Origin of the sequence: Sphingomonas sp. CCH9-E2 (genome assembly GCF_001557215.1) — a bacterium.
GTDB lineage: Bacteria > Pseudomonadota > Alphaproteobacteria > Sphingomonadales > Sphingomonadaceae > Sphingomonas.
On the sequence record NZ_LSJM01000108.1, the window covers coordinates 1 to 18,434 of the forward strand.

The window sequence follows — 18,434 nt, forward strand, 5'->3', positions numbered from 1 at the left end:
GCCCCCGCCTGCAGCACGAAGAACACCGCCAGGCCCGAGATCATCGCCGTGCGCGTTCCCACCAGTTTCATCCAGGCGGGCGCGAGGAACATGGCGACGAGCGATCCGATCACCCCGGCGATCAGCAGGCGCGGCGTCCAGCTGCCGTCGAGCTGCCAGAAATAAGTGGCGAGATGCAGCGTCAGCTGGTTCACCACCGAATTGGTGAACAGCACCAGCAGGGCGACGAGCAGCAACAGCCCGACATTGGGCGTAGTGCGGATCGCCGCGATCAACCGCCGGAACAGCTGCGGCAATGTTTCGGGTGCTTCGCTCGCCACGCTCTGGTCCAGCTGCTCCACTGCCCGCATCCGCGCGCGCGTGCCGAGCAGGCCGATGACCATCAGACCCGCACCACAGATGGCGATGAACAGACCGAAATCGGGATAGGGAGCGGGATTGAGCTGCGGCTTGCTATACCCGCCGCCGGGGACGAAGAACCAGGCGAAAGCGACGTAGGGGACGGTCAGGATCGCGAGCTGATTGCCCATGTTGCGCATGACCGCGACGATGTTGCGCTCGCCGGTCTCACGGGTCAGCTCCCCGCCCATCGCATAGGCCGGCACGGTCCAGAACGAGATGCCGACCCGTGCAAGCAGCCCGAAGCCGAGCAGCCATGCAAAGATCTGCCATTGCTCCATGCCTGCTGGGACGCGGAACACCATCGCAATGCCCACCGCGAACGGCACCACCGCGGCGGCCATCAGCGTATGGCGACGGCCTAGCGGGGCGCGGTCCATCCGGTCGGACAGCGCGCCGATATAGGGATCGGCGACCGCATCGAAGACGAGGATGATCGCCAACGCCGCGCCCAGCAACATGCCGTCGAGCCCGACCACCTGGGCATAGAAGAACAGGACGAACGCGTCCCACGCGAAGCTCTTGATCAGCTCCGGCATGGCGCATGCCATGAAGGCGAAGCGGGTCGGCCAGCCGAGCGGCGGCAAGGTCCCCGCGCGCTCGGCCGCCGCCATCAGCTGATCCCCATGATGCGCTTGTTCAGCGCGCGATCGGCCCCGCCAGCGGCGAAGTCGTCAAACGCATGTTCGGTGACGCGGATGATATGGCGGTCGATGAACGGCGCGCCTTCGGCTGCACCCTGTTCGGGATGCTTGAGCGCGCATTCCCATTCGAGCACGGCCCAGCCATCGAAGTCATTCGCCGCCATCTTGGAGAAGATGCCGCCGAAATCGACCTGCCCGTCGCCGAGCGAGCGGAAGCGGCCCGGACGGTCGACCCAGCTCTGATAGCCGCCATAGACCCCTGCCCGCCCGGTCGGCCGGAATTCGGCATCCTTGACGTGGAAGCATTTGATGCGCTCGTGGTAAATGTCGATAAACGCAAGATAATCGAGCTGCTGCAGCACGAAATGGCTAGGGTCGTAGAGGATGTTGGCGCGCGGATGGTTGCCCACGCGCTCAAGGAACATCTCGAACGTCACGCCGTCGTGCAGATCCTCGCCCGGGTGGATTTCGTATCCGATATCGACGCCTTCATGGTCGAAATGGTCGAGGATCGGCTTCCACCGGCGCGCCAGTTCGTCGAACGCATCCTCGACCAGACCGGCCGGGCGCTGCGGCCAGGGATAGACATAGGGCCAGGCGAGCGCGCCGGAGAAGCTGGCATGTGCGGTGAGGCCGAGGCGGCGGCTCGCGGTCGCGGCCTTCTTCACCTGATCCACTGCCCATTCTTGCCGCGCCGTCGGATTGCCGCGCACATGCTCGGCCGCAAAGCCGTCGAACTGCGCGTCATAGGCGGGGTGGACGGCGACCAACTGGCCCTGAAGATGCGTCGACAGCTCGGTAATGGCGAGGCCGTGCGACGCGGCGATGCCCGCCACCTCGTCGCAATAATCCTGGCTCTCGGCCGCGCGGTCGAGGTCGAACAGACGCTTGTCCCAGCTCGGAACCTGGATGCCCTTGTACCCGAGCGCGGCGACCCAGGCCGCGATGCTGTCGAGCGAATTGAACGGCGCCGCATCGCCCGCAAATTGGGCGAGGAAGATGCCCGGTCCCTTCAACGTCTTCATCGCGCTCTCCTCAAATCGTCAGATCAACCCAACCGGCGTTGTCGCGGCTGGCGGTCACGGCGGTCTCGATAAACGCCATCCCGCGCAACCCCTCGGCCGCGTCGGGTAGGAACGGCGCGGGCTCGCCACGCAACTGCGCCGCGAAGTCGCGGTACAGATTGGCGAAGGCTTCCAGATACCCCTCGGGATGCCCGCCCGGGGTACGGCTGCGCGCGCGCGCGTCGGATCCGAGCGACGCATCCCCGGCACGGACGATCTCGGTCCGCCCATCGATGCTATGCAGCGTCAATTCGTTCGGCGTCTCCTGCCGCCACACCAGCCCGCCCTTGTCGCCATAGACGCGGATGCGCAGCCCATTGAGCTCACCCACCTCGATCTGCGACGCAAGCAGCACCCCGCGCGCGCCATTGTCGAAGCGCAGCAGGATCGAGCAGTCATCGTCGAGCGCACGGCCCGGCACGACCGCCGCCAGATCGGCAAGCAGCCGCGTGACGCGCAGTCCGGTGATGAACTCGGCCAGCTGAAAGGCGTGAACCCCGATATCGCCGATGCATCCGCCTGCGCCCGACCGCGCCGGATCGACGCGCCATTCGGCCTGTTTGCCCTCGGCGGGACCGGCGAGCCAGCCCTGCGGATATTCGACCACCACCTTACGCACGGTGCCGATCGCGCCCGCAGCAACCCGCGCGCGGGCTTCCCGCACCAGCGGATAGCCCGAATAGGTATAGGTCAGCGCATAGGGCCGCCCGGCCTGTGCGACGAGATCGGCAAGCTCGCGCGCTTCCGCCAGCGACGCGGTCATCGGCTTGTCGCTCATCACCGCCACCCCGGCGGCGAGCGCGGCGCGGGCAGCAGGCAGATGGTGGTGGTTGGGGCTCACGATCGACACGAAATCGATCCCGTCGCCGCGCGCCGCTTCGCCTGCGAACATCGTGGCGAGATCGGGATAGGCGCGTTCGGGGTCGATGCGGTAATCCGCTGCGGCGGCGCGCGAGCGATCGGGATCGCTGCTGAACACGCCCGCGACCAGCTCGATCTCGCGATCCAGTTCAGCCGCGATGCGGTGGATCGGCCCGATAAAGGCACCCGGTCCGCCGCCGATCATCCCCATCCTCAGCCGCATGCGCCCTCTCCCGTCACAGACCGTTATCGGCCAATGATGCGACGTCCACGCTCAGCGTCAACCCGGCGTCTTCGGCTGTCCGCGCGACGCGAACAGGGACGGTATCGGCGATGTCGCCCCATCCGCCCTCGCCCCAGCGCTGGAACCGTCGCCGAACCAGCGGAATACGCACGCGTTGCGCCTCGCCCGGTTGCAGCATCACCTTGGCAAAACCGACCAGCGCAACCTCCGGCGTATCGCGATACAGCTGGACGACATCGCTCCCGGCGCGCTCGGCGATGTTGCGCACGGTGACGACAATGGCGCCATCCTCGACCGCCGCATCGCTCCACGCGAACCGCGCATAGCCCATGCCTGCACCCAGCGTGTGCCGTGCGCGCAACCCGGCGGCGATGATGCCGCGATGGCCGAAGCGGACCCCGTCGCGATACGGCAATTGCCCATCGGCATCGGGTTTCAGCGCATAGCCGGGATAGTGGCCCTCATCGCGCGCGATCACCACCGGCATCCGCCCGCCTGGTTCGCGATCGCCGGCGAGTACCTGCGCGATTGCCTCGGCAAAGCCTTCGCCCGGATACCAGGCGCTGATCAGCGCAGCGGCGCGATCCTCCCACGCGGTGTCGAACGCATGCCCGACATTGGCGACGATCACGGTACGCGGATTGGCCGCCGTCACGCGCTCGATCAGCTCGATCTGATCGGCAGCAAGCTTGGTGTCGGGCCGGTCCTTACTCTCCACGCTGGAGTCGGACGTTTCGCCCACCATCAGCACCACCGCATCGGCGCGGCGCGCGGCGGCTTCGGCGGCAGCGAGCAGTTCTTCGCGGCTGCCCGGTGCGCGGATGCCATACCACAGGCCGTGAACGCGCGCGGGGTCGAAGCTGAACTCGACCACCACCTCCACCGGCGTGCCTGCAGTCAGCGCAAGTTCAGCGATCGCCGAATCCCCGGCCTTGAGCACGCCCATCACGTCACCCGGCGGGCATTCGGTCGTCGCGACGATCTCTTCCCCGTCGACGCGCATGCGCGAGACGCCGGTGGCACCGAGATGGAAGCGGTGGACCCCGTCGCGTGCGGGCGTGAACACGCCGCTCGCCCGGATCGAACCGCCGACAGCGAAGCGCGCCTGTTCGTGCACGCCGACGAACCATACCAGCGAATTGGTATCGCGCGTCTCGCGCGACAGCGGGGTACCGCTGCAATCGCGGCTCTCGAAATACTCGACCGTCATGCCGCGCGTCGCGCCATCGCCCAGATCGCGCGCGGGGCGCACCGGCATACCGGGGAGGCGCGGCGCAGGATCGACGCCCGGCTCGAACAGAATCTCGCGCGCGCTGCCAAAGCGTTGGCGGATCGTATCGACCGGCGAGGCCAGATCGGGCGAGACCGAAATCTTGGCGAAGGTGCCGCCCTGGAAACAGGGTGCGGCCGCATTGGGGCCGATCACCGCCAGCGTGCCGATCGCCTCGGGCGAAAGCGGCAGCAGATCGCCTTCATTGCGCAGCAGGACGAAGCCCGCCGCCGCCGCCTCGACCAGCAGCGCGTCGATCTCGGCGTCGCTCAGCGGCGACTGTTTCGTGCCCGTCGCGCGGCGTGCAAGGTCGGCGACCCGGGTCGCCGCATCGTCGATCCGCGCGCGCGCGACCTTGCCGGAAGCGACCGCCGTCGCAGCCTTCTGGCCCAGGAACCGCGCAGGGCCCGGCATTTCCAGATCGAGTCCGGCATTCAGCGTCGGCTCGGTCGAATGCGTCCCGAACCAGTCGCTCATGATCGCGCCACGATAGCCCCAATCGCTCTTGACCACGGTGGTCAGGACATGATGCTGCTCGGCGCAGTGCAGCCCGTTGACGCGGTTATAGGCGGCGAGCATGCCAGCGCACCCGGCCTCCGCCGCGAATTCGAACGGCAGCAGATAGATTTCGCGCAAGGTCCGCTCGTCGACGCGGACATCGACGGTGTCGCGGTCGGTCTCGCTGTCGTTGCAAACAAGGTGCTTGGCCACCGACGCGGTGCCGGTCGATTGCAGCCCAGCAATCCAGCTCGCCCCGAGAATGCCGGCGAGCAGCGGGTCTTCGGAGAAATACTCGAATGCGCGCCCGGCCAGCGGGCTGCGTGCCAGATTGATGTTGGGGGCGAGCACCGCATCGACGCCGCGCCCGACCGCTTCCTGCCCGACCAACGTGCCGATGCGCCGCGTCAGATCGACGTCCCAGCTCGCCCCCAGCGCGGTGGCGCAGGGCGACAGGCGCGCGATGTCGCGCTCGTCCACCTTGCCGCTGGCGATGCCCATTGGGCCGTCGCTCATCGTGAAGCTTGGAATCCCCGCCTGGGGGATCGCCACCGACGACCACATGGCCCCGCCAGCAGTCAGCGAAGCGGCCTGGTCGAGTGTCAGATCTGTCATGGATGCAATCCGTTGCGCCGTGCGCGAACGCGCGGCAGTCAGGCGACGGGGTGCGATCACCCGCGCCGCCCGTTTTGGGGGTCAGGCGGCGAGCGCCAGTTCCTTGGTGTCCTTGGTCGTCGGGACGAACGGCAGGTACGACACCCGCATCCGCACCGCGAACTCGATCCGGTGTTTGCCCGGCGCAAGGCCGCCCGGCTTCAGCGCGATGATCCGCGCCTTTTCGCCGAAGTTCCAGCGGTCGTCATACACGGTTTCCATCTCGTCGAGCGTGTAGGTCTTGCCCCGGACCGAGAAGCGCACATCCTTACGCGCGATCTGCTCGCCATCCACGCTGACCTGGATATCCTCGACCATCGACAGGCCAAGCCCGCGATAATAGGGCAGCCGGCCGAGAAAGGCGAAGCCCACCGCCGCACCGTCTTCGATCACATTCTCGAAGACCTCGGTGCAGATCATCTTGTTGTCCATCATGGTGCCGATCCTCCCTTATGCAGCAGCCAGAGCGGCCGGGACCGGCTCGCCGATGAGCTGCGCAAGCATCACCTGCTGGCGGCGCACCTGCTCGACGCTGTCGGGTTCCTCGGCGTCCTCGATCCAGCGATTTCCTTCATATTCGGAGCAGATATAGCCGTCATAGCCACCCTGCTTCAGCACCGCGACGATCTTGTCATAGGGGATCGACGGTTCGACATAATCGGCATCCATTTGGTAGAATTTGCCGTGGATGTTGTGGATGCGCCCCATGTAATCGAGCATCCGCTTGGGCTCGAACGCCGAATTGTGGCGCGTCACTTCCGCCATCGCGATCGACGGGCCGACGCCGCCCATCTGCTGGACATTCAGGATGATGTATTCGCTCAGCATCCGGTCCTCATACGCCTTGACGATATAGTCGGCGATGTGGGCGGGGACGCCCAGCCGCTTGAACTTCTCCACCATCACCGGCGGATAGGCGTGCAGGAACATGCCCATGTCGGGCAGGAAGCCGAGCGCATCGGAACCGCTCTTTTCAAAGGCTTCGGCGTGGCGGATGATCCACGGATGATCGAAGTGCAGCGGGGCATGCACTTCGATCAGGATCTTGATGCCCTTTTCCTCGGCATAGGGTGCGGCGGCGACCAGCACTTCGGGCGCGATCGACACCAGCGCGCGGATATATTTCATCCCCAGCCGCGCACCGAAATCAATGTCCTTGCGCACGCTCGCGACCTGCTCGTCGAACGGCATTTCGCGGCCCTTGTAGCGTTTGTAATCGAGCATGAAGTCGTGACTGACCGGCACGCAGTCATATTTGGCGATCAGCCGGTGCCAGTTCTCGATCGCGGCATCCTCGACGCCGACCTCGGGCCAGCCCCAGAAGCTCTGCTCGCCGATGATCTCGATCCCGTTCGCGCCAAATTCGGCGCTGGTCCGGATACAATCCTCCAGGGTCATTTTGCCCTGAAACGTCTCGTTCTGATAGCTGTAGAGGCTCACGCCCCGCTTGATCGTACCCATAGACCCTCTCGCTATTTTTTCGCGCGGCGTGGCCGCTTCTTTCTCCAGCGCGGCGCTTGCATGGACCGAGCCTGCGAATTAGAACCCTCATTCTATAAAGAGCTGGACGGGTCAAGTCCGAAAGTGAGAGGGGATCGATCGGCATGGCGTCCGCAGTTCGGATCGTTGCGCGCATTGCGGCACTGTTGCTCGCCGCCGCGTTCGGCTTTTTCGGCTATTTCAAAAGCTTCGCACCGCGCGCGGTGCTCGAGCAGCATCATGCCTGGACCACCGCCCTGCCCGACTGGCTGGGGCGCGCGGTCGGGTTGAGCGAACTGCTCGCCGCAGTGCTGCTGTTGCTCTTCGGCGCGCTCCTGCCCGCGCGGACCCGGGTCGCGACGGGCGTCGCGCTTTACGCCATCGCCAATCAGGGCTGCGCCGCGCTGGTCCATATCGCGCGCGGAGAGATTGGCGCGCTGCCCCAGAACGCGCTGCTGGCAGGGCTGGGGGTGCTGATCATCCTCGCGGCGCGCACACATGACGTTCAACCACCGAACAGATAGGGTTCCGCCACTGACGAAAAAGCGGGCGGATCATCGTCCGCCCGCTTCCCCCTTTGGAACATGGTGGGCGTCAGTCGCCGGGAAAGCCCGCGGCCTTGTCATACGGCTTGATCGTCACCTTGCCCGTCGCCGCCCATTCGGTCCCGCGCGCGAACAGCGTCTTGAAGCCGTCATACTGGATCGTGTCCGGTCCGTGGCCCAGCGTGATCGAGAAGACCCGCCCCTTGCCATAATCCTGCACCCAGATCTGCGGATTGGGCTTGCCCATATTCTGCATCTTGGCGAGGTTTTCGGGCGAGTAAGCCTTGGGATCATATTTGGGCCCGGCGCGCTCGGGGGCATAGTCGGCCGGATCGTCGATCGCCGTCGCCAGCACGTGCACCTTCGCGGCAGGATCGAACACCATGTTGGTGTATTTGTCCTCCATGAAGTTCCAGTGATAGCGACGCAGCCCCTTGGTGATCGGATGCTCGCGATCGACCAGTTCAATGCTGAACGCGTCCGGCGGCGAGCGCCGACTGACCCCGGGCACCATCACCGCCCCGAGCAGCCGCCGATATTCGGGGATTTCCCGCCCCCAGGTGAAGGACGAGTGATAGGCGACCAGCCCGCCGCCCTCGGCAACATAGGTGTAAAGCGCCTTGAATGCGCCGTCGGACCAGACATGCTGGTCCTTGTCGCCATAGTTCCAGCGGCTGGAATAGTTGAGGATGACGACGTCATATTTCTTGAGCATCGCCAGCGTGCCGTCGTCGAAATCCTCTGTCACGCGGACGTCGAAGCGTCCGGTGTCCTTGAGCTGGGTGCGCAGCCGGTTGTTCACCCCGGTCCAGTCATGCTCATAGCTGTTTTGGCCGCTGATGATCAGCACCTTGAGCCGCGCGTCCTTTGGATTGGCGGGCGTCGCGACCCGCTGCACCGTCTCGGGCGGAGCGTAGGGCACATTGTCGACCGTCACCGGGATGTCGGCGACCGGCACGGTCTGTGCCGACGCGGCGGCAGCGAACAGGCTGGTCGCGAGCAGCAACGGCATCATGCGCATTGGATCAATCTCCCCGGAATGTGGATCAGGCGGTGGCAGGCCGCGTCGCCCGCTCCATCGGCCAGGCCAGCACGACCAGCGCCTGCAGCGCGAGCAGCACGACCGGCCAGCCATAATAGGACCAGCGGATCGTCTCCCGCGCGGTGTCGCTGACGGCGGTCGGGACATAGCCCGCCGCGCCCAGCGAATAGGCGATCGCGGCCGATCCGACCGCCATGCCGACCTTGGTCGCCAGGCTGATTCCGGCCGACAACAACCCTTCATTGCGCGTGCCGAAGCGCGCCTCGTGAAAATCGACCGTCTCCGCCGCCATGGTGAAGATACCGGTGATGGTGACCGATGTGACGACCGACGCGGCGATGTAGAGCGCCAGGAACGCCGGCGGGCTCGCCTCGGTCAGTGGCAGCAGCAGGAACAGCGCGACCGCGATCAGGCAGGCGGCAAAGCACCCCTTGCGGATGCCGGTGCGCGCGAGGATCGGCGGCGCGATGAATGCGGCGATCAGCAACGTGCCCGAGATCGCGGGCAGCAGGATCGAGATCATCCAGGGATGCCCGAGCACCTCGATTGCGAAAAAGGCGGTGAGCGAGATCATCGTCCCGAACCGCACGAAATAGAGCAAGGTGAAGCCAAAACACACCAGCCAGGCGCGGTTGCGCACCATCTCGCCGATCGCGGGCAGCACCGCGAAGCTGGGTGAGGCCTGGTCTTCGTACCGTTCCTGGCAGTTGCGGAAGAGCAGGAACAGCGCGATCAGCGACAGCCCGGCGAACAGGATCGCGGTGGCGAGAAAGCCGCGCTGCTGATCGCCGCCGCCGAACAGGCCGACCAACGGCATCGTCGCGGCGGTCCCGAGGATCACCGAGATCGAGGTGCCGATCGACCGCATCCCGCCGAGCTTCAGCCGCTCGCCGGTATCGGTCGTCATCATCGGCATCAGCGCGGTGTAGGGGATCGACCCCAGGGACATCAGGATGCCGAGCGCCTTGAAGGTCAGGAACGCATAGATCAGCTTCGCATTCTCCGACCAGTCGGGCACGGTGAAGACGAGGATGAATACCAGCGCATAGGGAATGGCGGTGAACAGGAAATAGGGTCGCGTCCGCCCCCAGCGCGTCCGCGTCTTGTCGACGGCGATGCCGACAAAAATGTCGATGACCGCATCGAGCAGCCGCGCGGCAAGGAAGATCGTCCCCACCGCTGCGGCGGGCAGCATCGCGACATTGGTGTAGTAGAAGAGCAGGAACGCACCCGCCATGTTGTAGGCGAGACTGAACCCGAAATCGCCTGCACCATAGCTCAGCCGCTCGGCGAGCGAGAGGCGCGCGGCGCCGTGCTGTGCCTCAGGCGCCAAGGGAGGACACCGTCAGATTATGCAAGTCGGCGAAGATCCGTTCGCCAGAAGGGGAAAGCTCCACAACCGGTCCTCAAAGAAAAATGGGGCGGCCGTTGCCGACCGCCCCAAGGGGGTTGCATCAGAAATCGAGGCTAAGGCGGACGCCGTAGGTACGCGGCGTGCCGAACTGCCAGACATAGATGTCGTCGTTGCCCGCAGCGGTGAAGCCCGCATAGGTCAGCGGCTGATTGTCTTCGAGATTGCGGACGAAAGCCTGAACCCCGAACTTGTCGTTGGCGGAGCGCCATTCGATGCTCGCATCGGTCTGGAAAAACGCCTTCTGGCGCGAGTCGTTATAGTTGAAGATGTCGACGAAGTACGAGCTCTTGTAGCGCGAGGAGACACTCGGCGTGATGCTCCCGGAGCCGCCCAGATCGAAGCGGTGCTCATAGCCTGCAGCGAGCACCCAACGCGGCGACTGCGGCGGGCGATTGCCTGCAAGGTTGGGCTGCACGATCGGCGCGGCCGTTGCGTTGCTGTCGATATCGCCAAGGCCGGTGACGCAGCCGCTGGGCAGGGTCGAAGAGGCGCAGAACACTGCGTACGAAGCCAGGAAGTCCTGATACTTCGAGTCGAGATAGTTCACGCTGGCGGTGAATCGGCCATTCTCAAGCACCTTGAACGATGCGTCGAGCTCGATGCCCCAGATCCGCGCCTTGCCGGCGTTGAACACCTGGCCACCGATCGAGTTGTCGAGCAGCACCGATGCCTGCAGGTCCTTGTAGTCGTAATAGAAGCCCGACAGGTTGATGAAGTTCGACCCGCCAAAGCCGCGCTTGATCCCGGCTTCATAAGCGGTGTTGCTCTCCGGCGCGTACGAACCCACCGAGTCGAACCCGCCAGCCTTGAAGCCGGTGGAAACCTTGGCATAGACCAACGTGTCGGCGTCGGGCTGGTAGTTGAGCCCGGCCAGCCAGGTGAACTTCTCCGCACTCGCGCTCGGCCGCTGCACCGACAGCGGTGCCGCCGTGATCCGAACCGGGCCGGTGTTGTTCAGGGGCGACGCGGGGTTGGCGATGCCGCTGCCATAGACGTTGAACACCGCGCTGCGATCGTCCCAGGTGTACCGCGCGCCGACAACTGCGGTCAGCGTCTCGGTGATCGGGATATCGGTCTGGGCGAACACGGCCCAGCTCGAGCTGCTCACCTGACGGTCGAAATAGTTGATGTAGCCGCCATTGGCGCCCAGCAGGAATGCCGGCAGGTACGGCGGGCCGTTGAACAGGCCGCGCTCGATATCCAGCTCTTCCTTGAAGTGGAACGCGCCGGCCTGCCACTGGATACCGCCGGCCTTGCCGCCATTGATGCGCAGTTCGTGGCTCTGCGTGTCCACGTCATTGGCGAAGTTCTTGAAGGTGTAGGCCGGGGCCAGCGCGGCGTCGAAGCTCTCGTCCGTCGTGCGATACCCGCCCGTATAGGTCAGGGTAGCACCGCCGAAATCATAGGAAACGCGCCCGCGCACTGCCGTCGTCCGCTGCTCCTGAACGCTCGGGCTCCGCGCCGGTGCGAGGTAGTTGCCGCGATCGATCCCAGCAAGCACGTTGGTGTTCTGCGGAATGCAGACGACCAGGCGGGTATCGGCACCCACCCGCACGAAGCCATTCTGGTTGCACGTCGCGCCCGGTGCGTACGCTGCGTTAAAGCCGGGGCCCGAATTGAAATTGGCATAAGCCTGCGCCGCCAGATTCCGATCTGCCGCGACATGCTCTACTGCCGCATCGATCGTGAGCGCATCGGTGGGACGAAGCACCAGGCTGATGCGGCCACCCCGGGTATAGTCATCGCCCGTCCGGACGGAGAGGTTGGGATGCGAGAAATACCCATCGCGCTTCGAATAGGTACCGGCAACACGAATGCCGCCGATATCGCCGAATGGCAGATCGATCCCGCCCTGAACCAGCACATGATCGAAATTGCCGTAGGAGGCGGTCAGGTTGAAGCCCAGATCCTTGCCTGGCTTGCGCGTGATGAAGTTGATCGCGCCGCCGGTGGCGTTACGGCCGTACAGCGTCCCCTGCGGCCCGCGCAGCACTTCGACACGCGACAGGTCGAACAGACCGGCGTTCAGGACCGTGGGACGGTTGATATACTCGCCGTCGATATTGACCGCGATCGAAGTATCCTGCGTTTCGGCGTTATCGTTGGTGCCGACGCCACGGACGGTCACGCGCGTCAGATTGGTGTCCTGAACGATCTGCACCGCAGGGGCGACCTGCTGGATCCCGCTGAAGTCCGAGATGCCCGCCTTCTCCAGCGTATCACCCGAGACGACCTGAATGGCGATCGGAACGTCCTGGACATTCTCGACCCGGTTCTGCGCGGTAACGACGATCTCATCTTCCGAGACCTGCGTCGTCTGCGCCAGCGCAGGCGACCCTGCGATCAAGGCGGTTCCGGCAAACAGGCACGACTTCAACATGAGCTTACGCATCATATCCCCTCCCTCACATCAGCGCGGGTTATCCCGCATCTGGAATTAAATAGAACTGGTATTCTAATTCATTTGAAACCCGAGTCAAGCGGGGGCGAGTGCTCCCACCGGCGCCACCAGCTGGTGGGCAAGCATGTCGATCTGCGCCGCGATCGCCGGGTCGGTCAGCGCTCCGGACGCATCGAACGGACGCTGCTCGACCGAGTTGACCGCAATGCCCAGCGGCGTTGGCCAGCCGCGCATGGCGTGCACCACGCCGCGCAGAGCGGAGAGCGTGACGCCCGTCGCCTGCCACCCCGCCGCCGACACGATCAGCCCGACCGGACGCCCGTCGAAATAGGGCCGTGCATCCCGCGCCAGCTCTTCAAGCAGATCGATCGCATTTTTCACCAACCCGGAAATACCACCGTGATAACCCGGTGATGCGATCACCAGCGCATCGGCGGCGCGCACCGCGTCGACCAGTTCGCGCTCCGCCTGACAGCGGATCGGCGCGGCGGGGTCATAATGCGGCAGCTGCGCCAGGAACGGACCATCGAACATCTGTGCCGTGGCCCCGCGTGCGACGCAGCGGTCGAGCGTCGCCCGCACCAGCCGCTCACTCGACGACCCCTCCCGCAATGTGCCGCCGATTCCGACGACATGCATCATGCGCGACGACCGCCGCCGAATGCCGGCATCACCTTGCGCGACAACAGGTCGAGCGTCTGGTTGCCGAGCCGCATCCGCTCTTCGGTCAGCGGCCCGGTCAGGGTGCCGCACAGGATGTTGCCGATGCCCAGCTGCTCATAGGGTTTGAGATGCTCGATCACCGTCTCGGGCGAGCCATAGAGGCACCAGGTGCCGATCCAGTCATCGGTCAGCGCATTGGGCGTGCGGTCGGTCTTGCGGTTGGCATCGTCCGATTCGGCGCGGGCGTTGAACTCCGCCTCGCGATCGATCGCATCTTGATAGGACCGCAGGATCACCATGAGTTCGTCGCGCGCCTGTTCGTCGGTCTCCGCGACATGCACCGCCTGATAGGTGTGCGTGGTCCAGTCGAGCGCCGCCGCGATCGTCGCGGCGTCATGGCCGGCCTCGTCCAGCATCGCGCGATAGATGTCGAAATATTTCTTCACATGGACGAACGGCTCGGTCCCGCCGATCTTGGGCGGCGTAAAGGCCGGGATGAAGGCGGGCCAGCCATGCGTGGCGGCACGGCGTGCACTGGCTTCCTTCATCGCGACGGGCATCAGGCGGGCATGGCCGGGCGTATAGGCCGCCGGCGCGATCCGCTGCAGCACCCGGCCCTGATGCGGCCCGTTCTCGATCTCGATCGCCGGATCCTCCATGCGCTTGGCCCAGAGTTGCTCGGCCAGCTCCAGATTGCGGTCGGATACCGCCCCAGCGTCCTTATAGTTGACGCCAAAGCCGATCATTTCCTCCGGCGTGGTCCCGCTGCCGACGCCGACCAGCAGCTTGCCGTCGGTCAGCTGGTCGAGCAGGTTGATCCGCTCCACGAAGCGCACCGGGTGGTGCAGTGGCACCGATACGACCGAAAATCCGAAATGCATTTCGGGCAGCTTGGCCGCGAGATAGGCGGCAAAGATGAAGCTGTCGCTCGCCAGCGGCATATACCCGTTGAAATGGTGGTCGGGCATGAACACCGCGTCGAAATTCAGATCGCGGGCGAGCGTGGCGTGCCGCTCCAGATCGTGCATCAGCGCGCGGTCGTCCTCGGGACGCATCGAACGAGCATTGAGAAAAACCGAGAACCGCATGACCTCTCCCCCGCGAATCAGAATTTTCGCTGTTATCTAAATTAGAATTGACGTTCCTATTTTGATATCCCCTAAGCGTCGCATGTCAAGTGCTGCACCGTCTCTGACCGAAACGCTCGCCGCCAGCGCGCTGAGCCGCCAGCCCCGCCAGGGACGTAGCCTCGCCTCGTTCCGCCGCATGCTCGATGCGACCAAGGCGCTGATGCTCGAACGCGGGAGCGAAGATTTCACGCTTCAGGACGTGAGCGAGCGCGGTGCGGTATCGATCGGCTCGATCTATCTGCGGTTCGAGAGCAAGGACCGGCTGCTGCATGCCGTGATCGCGGAGGAATTGCAGTCGATTGTGGAGAAAGAGGGCGAGATGATCGCCGGGCTCCTCAGCCAGTGCAGTTCGCTTGCCGACTTTCTGCCGCGCTATGTCGATGAATACAGCAACTTCCTGTCGACCCATTCGCAGCTGCTGCGCACGATCATGCAGCGCGCGTCGATCGACCCCGCCGTGTCGGCCCCCGGGCGTGAGACCGCCCAGCGTTCCGCCGATCTGTCGGCCAGCGCGATCCTGACGTTCCGCGACGAAATCCGGTCGAAGGATCCCGAACGCGCCGCCCATTCGGTGTTCCGCATCGTGTTCGCCACCGCCGCCCGCCAATTCGGGCTCGGCTCCACCGCCGAATCCGCCGATGACGCGATCTGGGCCACGCTCAAGTCGGAGCTGTCGACCATGGCGCTGGCCTATCTTCAGTACGAAGGCTGACTGCGCTCGCACCGCCAGAGGGTTGGCCAATGCACCTAGACAATGTCCACATCATTACGCGGGACCGCCGAGATCAACTGGGCGAAGGGCCGCTCGCTGCGCGTGATGGGTCGGTCTACTGGGTCGATATCATCGAACAGCGGATCAACCGCCTGTCGCTCGCCGACGGGGCGGTGAACAGCTGGGTGATGCCCGAGATGGTGGGCTGGGTGATCGAGCGGCGCGACGCGCCGGGCCTGGTCGCGGGTTTCCGCAGCGGGGTGAAGGCCGTGGTGCTCGACCCCGCATCCCCGGAGCCGGTGTCGATCGAAGCGCTGGTCGACCTTCCCGCCGACGAACCGGCGATCAACCGGATGAACGATGCCAAGGCTGATCGCGACGGGCGGATCTGGGCCGGGACCATGCCGGTTACGTGCGACGTCCCGACCGGATCCTTCTACCGCATCGAAGCCGATCGATCGATCACCCGAATGGATAACGGCTACCATGTGGCCAACGGTCCTGCGATCAGCCCCGATGGACGTTGGCTGTTCCACACCAACACCGTCCTTGGCCAGATCTACCGCTTCCCGCTCGACGGCGCGACGCTCGGACCGCGCGAATTGTGGCTGCAGTTCGAGTCGGAGTGGGGTCATCCCGACGGCATGACCTTCGATGCCGATGGCGGGTTGTGGGTCGCGCATTGGGGCGGGTCGCGGGTCAGCCGGTTCGACCCGCAGGGCAAGGTCGAGCGCGCCATCCACGTGCCGGCAAGCCAGATCACCAGCATGACCTTTGCCGGAGATTCGTTCGACCGGATGTTCATCACCTCCGCCGCCGACGGGATCGACGAGCCGCATGGCGGCTGCCTGTTCGAGGTCGATCCCGGCGTCAAAGGCCTTCCCGCGCAACGCTTTGCGGGTTAGCCGCCGCTGTCATCTCTGAAGCTGGCGCGCTACACCGGCGCAATGCGAACCAAACCTCTGCTCGCCGCGCTGCTGGTCCTTTCAGGCTGCGCTATCGCCCCACGCCAAACGCCAGCGACCTATGCCAATCCGGTGTTCGACCGCGGGTTCGCCGACCCGGCGGCGATCTTTGCCCCGGACGGCTATTACTATGTCTATGCGACGCAGGGTGGCGATGCGGGACGGATGCACAATATTCAGGTCGCCCGCTCGCGCGATCTGGTGCGCTGGGTGCATCTCGGCGATGCGCTGCCGCAAAAGCCCGGCTGGGCGAGCGCGACGCAGGATTTCTGGGCGCCGCATGTCGCGCAGCACGACGGACGCTATTTTCTCTATTATTCCGCCAAGCCCGACGCCGCACTGAAGGACGCAACGCGCGGCCTGTGCCTCGCGGTGGCGGTCGCCGACCGGCCGGAGGGTCCGTTCTCGGACAGCGGCCGCCCGCTCGAATGCGGTGAGGGCTTCGTCAACATTGATCCCATGTCGTTCGACGATCCGGCAACCGGCAAGCGGCTGCTCTATTGGGGTTCGGGGTTCGGCCCGATCAAGGTGCGCGAACTCGGCCCCGACCGCATCTCGTTCGCACCCGGTAGCGTCGCGGTTCCGCTGGTCGAGGTCGACAAGACTGACGATCCCGCCAACTACCAGCGCCTGATCGAGGGTGCCTGGGTGCTGCGCCGCGAGGGCTGGTATTATCTCTTCTACTCAGGCGACAATTGCTGCGGTCCCAAGGCGCATTACGCGGTGATGGTCGCGCGGTCGCGCAGCGCGACGGGTCCGTTCGAGACGCTGCGCGACGCGACCGGTGCGCCTGCCAGCGTCATCCTCGCCCAGCGCGACCAATGGGTCGCACCGGGCCATAATGCAGTGATCGCCGACGCGCGCGGCGAGCACTGGATGCTCTACCATGCGGTCGACGCAAAACGCCCGCGCGCCAAGCCCGGCGACGATATCAACACGCGCCGCATCATGCTCCTCGATCGGATCATCTGGCAGGACGGCTGGCCGCGCATCGCGGGCGACGGCCCATCGACCGGCGCGCAACCAGCACCCGAAGTCCTGCCTTAGCCGGTCGTCACCCCGTCAGGCCCAAAGCTCAGCCGGGTCGTCAGCAACGCGCGGAATTCGTTGTAGCCACCGGTGCCCGGGAAGAAGGCGTGGAAGAACAGCTGAGGTTCTCCGTCCAGCCCCGGTGCGACCGAGGCATGGCCCGGTGCCCACCATGTCGTCGTCGACTTGAGCAACGGATCGCCCTGTTTGCCATAAGGACCGAAAATATGGTCGGCCACCGCGACGCCGATGCCATAGGCCGGCGTTCCGAAGTCGTTGCCGGCATAGAACATCCAGTAGCGGCCCTGCTGTTTGGTGACCCACGGTCCCTCGATCAGATGCCCCTCCCAGTCGAGGTCGTTGGTGAGCACCAGATGCTCTTCACCCACCCGCTCGCCCGTTTCGGTCAGCCGCTGCGCATAGATCGGCGTGCTCATCGCATCGAGGATCGCCTCAGCCTCCGGGATGTCGGCCAGCGCCGCCTTCACCTGCTGCCAATTGTCGAGCACCGCCTCGATCAGCGGCTGCATCAGGAAGAAGCGTTCCATCGGCCGCTGTGAGTTCGCCCAAGGCTGGAGCGCGGCAGCGAGCGAGGCGGTGCGGCGATCGGCTTCGGTCGAAAACACCTGATCGATCAGCTCAGGCTGCTGGCGAAACAGTCCGGCGAGCGGCCGCGGCCAGACGCCGTTGGTATCGCGTTTCCACAACAGATAGCGCTCGCCATCGTCGTCGATGAAGATGTGCGAATCGATCACCCCGCCGCTCATCACCGGCTGGGCGGGATCGGCAGCGATACCGGTCGTGTTGACCGCATGCGCGGTGACCAGCGGATGACCCAGATCGCGCCAGGGCCCAAACGGGCTATCGCTCTTGGCCAGCCCGATGGCGAGCGCGTTCGATTTCTGACGCGCGGTATAGACCAGCCAATATTCGTCGCCGACCCGCGCCATTTCCGGCGCCCAGAAGTCGCCCACATGCCGACCATGCGCGGTCCACTCCGGCGCCTCCCCTTCGGCGAAGACAAAGCCTTTGTGCGTCCACGTCTGTAGGTCGTCGGACTGCAGGATCGGAAAGGCGTCGGGCGCATCGTTGGAGGTCGCGACAAGGACGTAACCCTGATCGGTCTTCAGCACGGCGGGGTCGCCATAACCGCAAGTGATTCGTGGGCTGGCATTCTCGGTCAGTAGTGGCTGCCAATCTGGTGCGGGCAGATCGCTGGGCGCGGGACCGCTCAGCACATGCGGGCGGCGGGAACCGAAGTCATCGGCGACCCGGTTGAAGAAGTCGACATAGGCAGGGTGCTCGCCCGAGGCGAGTTGATAGGTGCGTTCGGCGTCGCCGCGGCGGACAGTGATTTGGCTGTGCGGTGCTTGGGCCGCAGCGATGGCTTCGAACTGGATGGTCATGGTCGGTCACGGAT

At 65.1% G+C, this 18,434-nt stretch carries 16 protein-coding genes; 4 read left to right on the forward strand and 12 right to left on the reverse strand.

Annotation, left to right across the window (positions count from 1 at the left end):
• From AX681_RS05810 to AX681_RS05835, 6 genes are all read right to left on the reverse strand, one after another.
• Positions 1 to 1,013 (reverse strand): MFS transporter (locus AX681_RS05810; protein ID WP_231734873.1); only part of this gene is annotated, 1,013 nt, incomplete at its 3' end.
• Positions 1,013 to 2,068, reverse strand: a complete 1,056-nt coding sequence (locus tag AX681_RS05815) for a sugar phosphate isomerase/epimerase family protein (RefSeq protein WP_066656616.1) — start codon at positions 2,066 to 2,068, stop codon at positions 1,013 to 1,015. The genes AX681_RS05815 and AX681_RS05810, both read right to left, overlap by 1 nt.
• A gap of 10 nt (positions 2,069 to 2,078) precedes the next feature.
• Positions 2,079 to 3,191 (reverse strand): Gfo/Idh/MocA family protein, encoded by a 1,113-nt coding sequence (locus AX681_RS05820; RefSeq protein WP_066681931.1) that lies wholly within the window; start codon positions 3,189 to 3,191, stop codon positions 2,079 to 2,081.
• Positions 3,192 to 3,204: 13 nt separating this feature from the next.
• Entirely contained in the window at positions 3,205 to 5,595 is a 2,391-nt protein-coding gene (locus tag AX681_RS05825) for a glycoside hydrolase family 3 protein (RefSeq protein ID WP_066662984.1), read from the reverse strand.
• An 81-nt stretch (positions 5,596 to 5,676) separates the two neighbouring features.
• Positions 5,677 to 6,069: a C-glycoside deglycosidase beta subunit domain-containing protein gene (locus tag AX681_RS05830; protein ID WP_066662987.1), complete on the reverse strand. Its 393-nt coding sequence runs from the start codon at positions 6,067 to 6,069 to the stop codon at positions 5,677 to 5,679.
• Positions 6,070 to 6,084: 15 nt separating this feature from the next.
• Positions 6,085 to 7,095, reverse strand: a complete 1,011-nt coding sequence (locus tag AX681_RS05835; RefSeq protein ID WP_066662990.1) for a sugar phosphate isomerase/epimerase family protein — start codon at positions 7,093 to 7,095, stop codon at positions 6,085 to 6,087.
• Between the two features lie 143 nt (positions 7,096 to 7,238).
• Between AX681_RS05835 and AX681_RS05840 the strand changes: the two genes are divergently transcribed.
• A complete protein-coding gene (locus tag AX681_RS05840; RefSeq protein ID WP_066662993.1) occupies positions 7,239 to 7,637 on the forward strand; it encodes a DoxX family protein in 399 nt (132 codons plus the stop codon).
• Positions 7,638 to 7,707: 70 nt separating this feature from the next.
• Here the strand turns inward: AX681_RS05840 and AX681_RS05845 are convergent, their stop codons facing one another.
• The 5 genes from AX681_RS05845 to AX681_RS05865 form a co-directional block, all read right to left on the reverse strand.
• The gene (locus tag AX681_RS05845) at positions 7,708 to 8,679 is read right to left on the reverse strand and encodes a ThuA domain-containing protein (RefSeq protein WP_066662995.1); all 972 of its coding nucleotides are present in this window, start codon (positions 8,677 to 8,679) and stop codon (positions 7,708 to 7,710) included.
• Between the two features lie 25 nt (positions 8,680 to 8,704).
• Entirely contained in the window at positions 8,705 to 10,033 is a 1,329-nt protein-coding gene (locus AX681_RS05850) for an MFS transporter (RefSeq protein ID WP_066681934.1), read from the reverse strand.
• 121 nt (positions 10,034 to 10,154) lie between these two features.
• Positions 10,155 to 12,506: a TonB-dependent receptor gene (locus tag AX681_RS05855; RefSeq protein ID WP_066664801.1), complete on the reverse strand. Its 2,352-nt coding sequence runs from the start codon at positions 12,504 to 12,506 to the stop codon at positions 10,155 to 10,157.
• 84 nt (positions 12,507 to 12,590) lie between these two features.
• A complete protein-coding gene (locus tag AX681_RS05860; RefSeq protein WP_066664767.1) occupies positions 12,591 to 13,157 on the reverse strand; it encodes an NADPH-dependent FMN reductase in 567 nt (188 codons plus the stop codon).
• Positions 13,154 to 14,266, reverse strand: coding sequence for an LLM class flavin-dependent oxidoreductase (locus AX681_RS05865; RefSeq protein WP_066664769.1), 1,113 nt, complete (start codon positions 14,264 to 14,266; stop codon positions 13,154 to 13,156). Before AX681_RS05865 ends, AX681_RS05860 begins: the two co-directional genes overlap by 4 nt.
• Before the next feature lie 82 nt (positions 14,267 to 14,348).
• Between AX681_RS05865 and AX681_RS05870 the strand changes: the two genes are divergently transcribed.
• The 3 genes from AX681_RS05870 to AX681_RS05880 are packed head-to-tail and all read left to right on the forward strand — an operon-like array spanning position 14,349 to position 17,032.
• Complete coding sequence (locus tag AX681_RS05870) at positions 14,349 to 15,020, forward strand: TetR/AcrR family transcriptional regulator (protein WP_066664771.1); 672 nt, start codon at positions 14,349 to 14,351, stop codon at positions 15,018 to 15,020.
• Between the two features lie 29 nt (positions 15,021 to 15,049).
• Positions 15,050 to 15,925, forward strand: a complete 876-nt coding sequence (locus AX681_RS05875; protein ID WP_066664773.1) for an SMP-30/gluconolactonase/LRE family protein — start codon at positions 15,050 to 15,052, stop codon at positions 15,923 to 15,925.
• A 42-nt stretch (positions 15,926 to 15,967) separates the two neighbouring features.
• Positions 15,968 to 17,032, forward strand: coding sequence for a glycoside hydrolase family 43 protein (locus tag AX681_RS05880; protein WP_066664776.1), 1,065 nt, complete (start codon positions 15,968 to 15,970; stop codon positions 17,030 to 17,032).
• Here AX681_RS05880 and AX681_RS05885 read toward each other — a convergent pair.
• Positions 17,029 to 18,420 carry a family 43 glycosylhydrolase gene (locus AX681_RS05885; protein ID WP_066664788.1) on the reverse strand — a complete coding sequence of 464 codons (1,392 nt, stop codon included), beginning with the start codon at positions 18,418 to 18,420 and terminating at the stop codon, positions 17,029 to 17,031. The two genes, AX681_RS05880 and AX681_RS05885, sit on opposite strands and share 4 nt — an antisense overlap.
• Positions 18,421 to 18,434 lie beyond the last annotated feature (14 nt).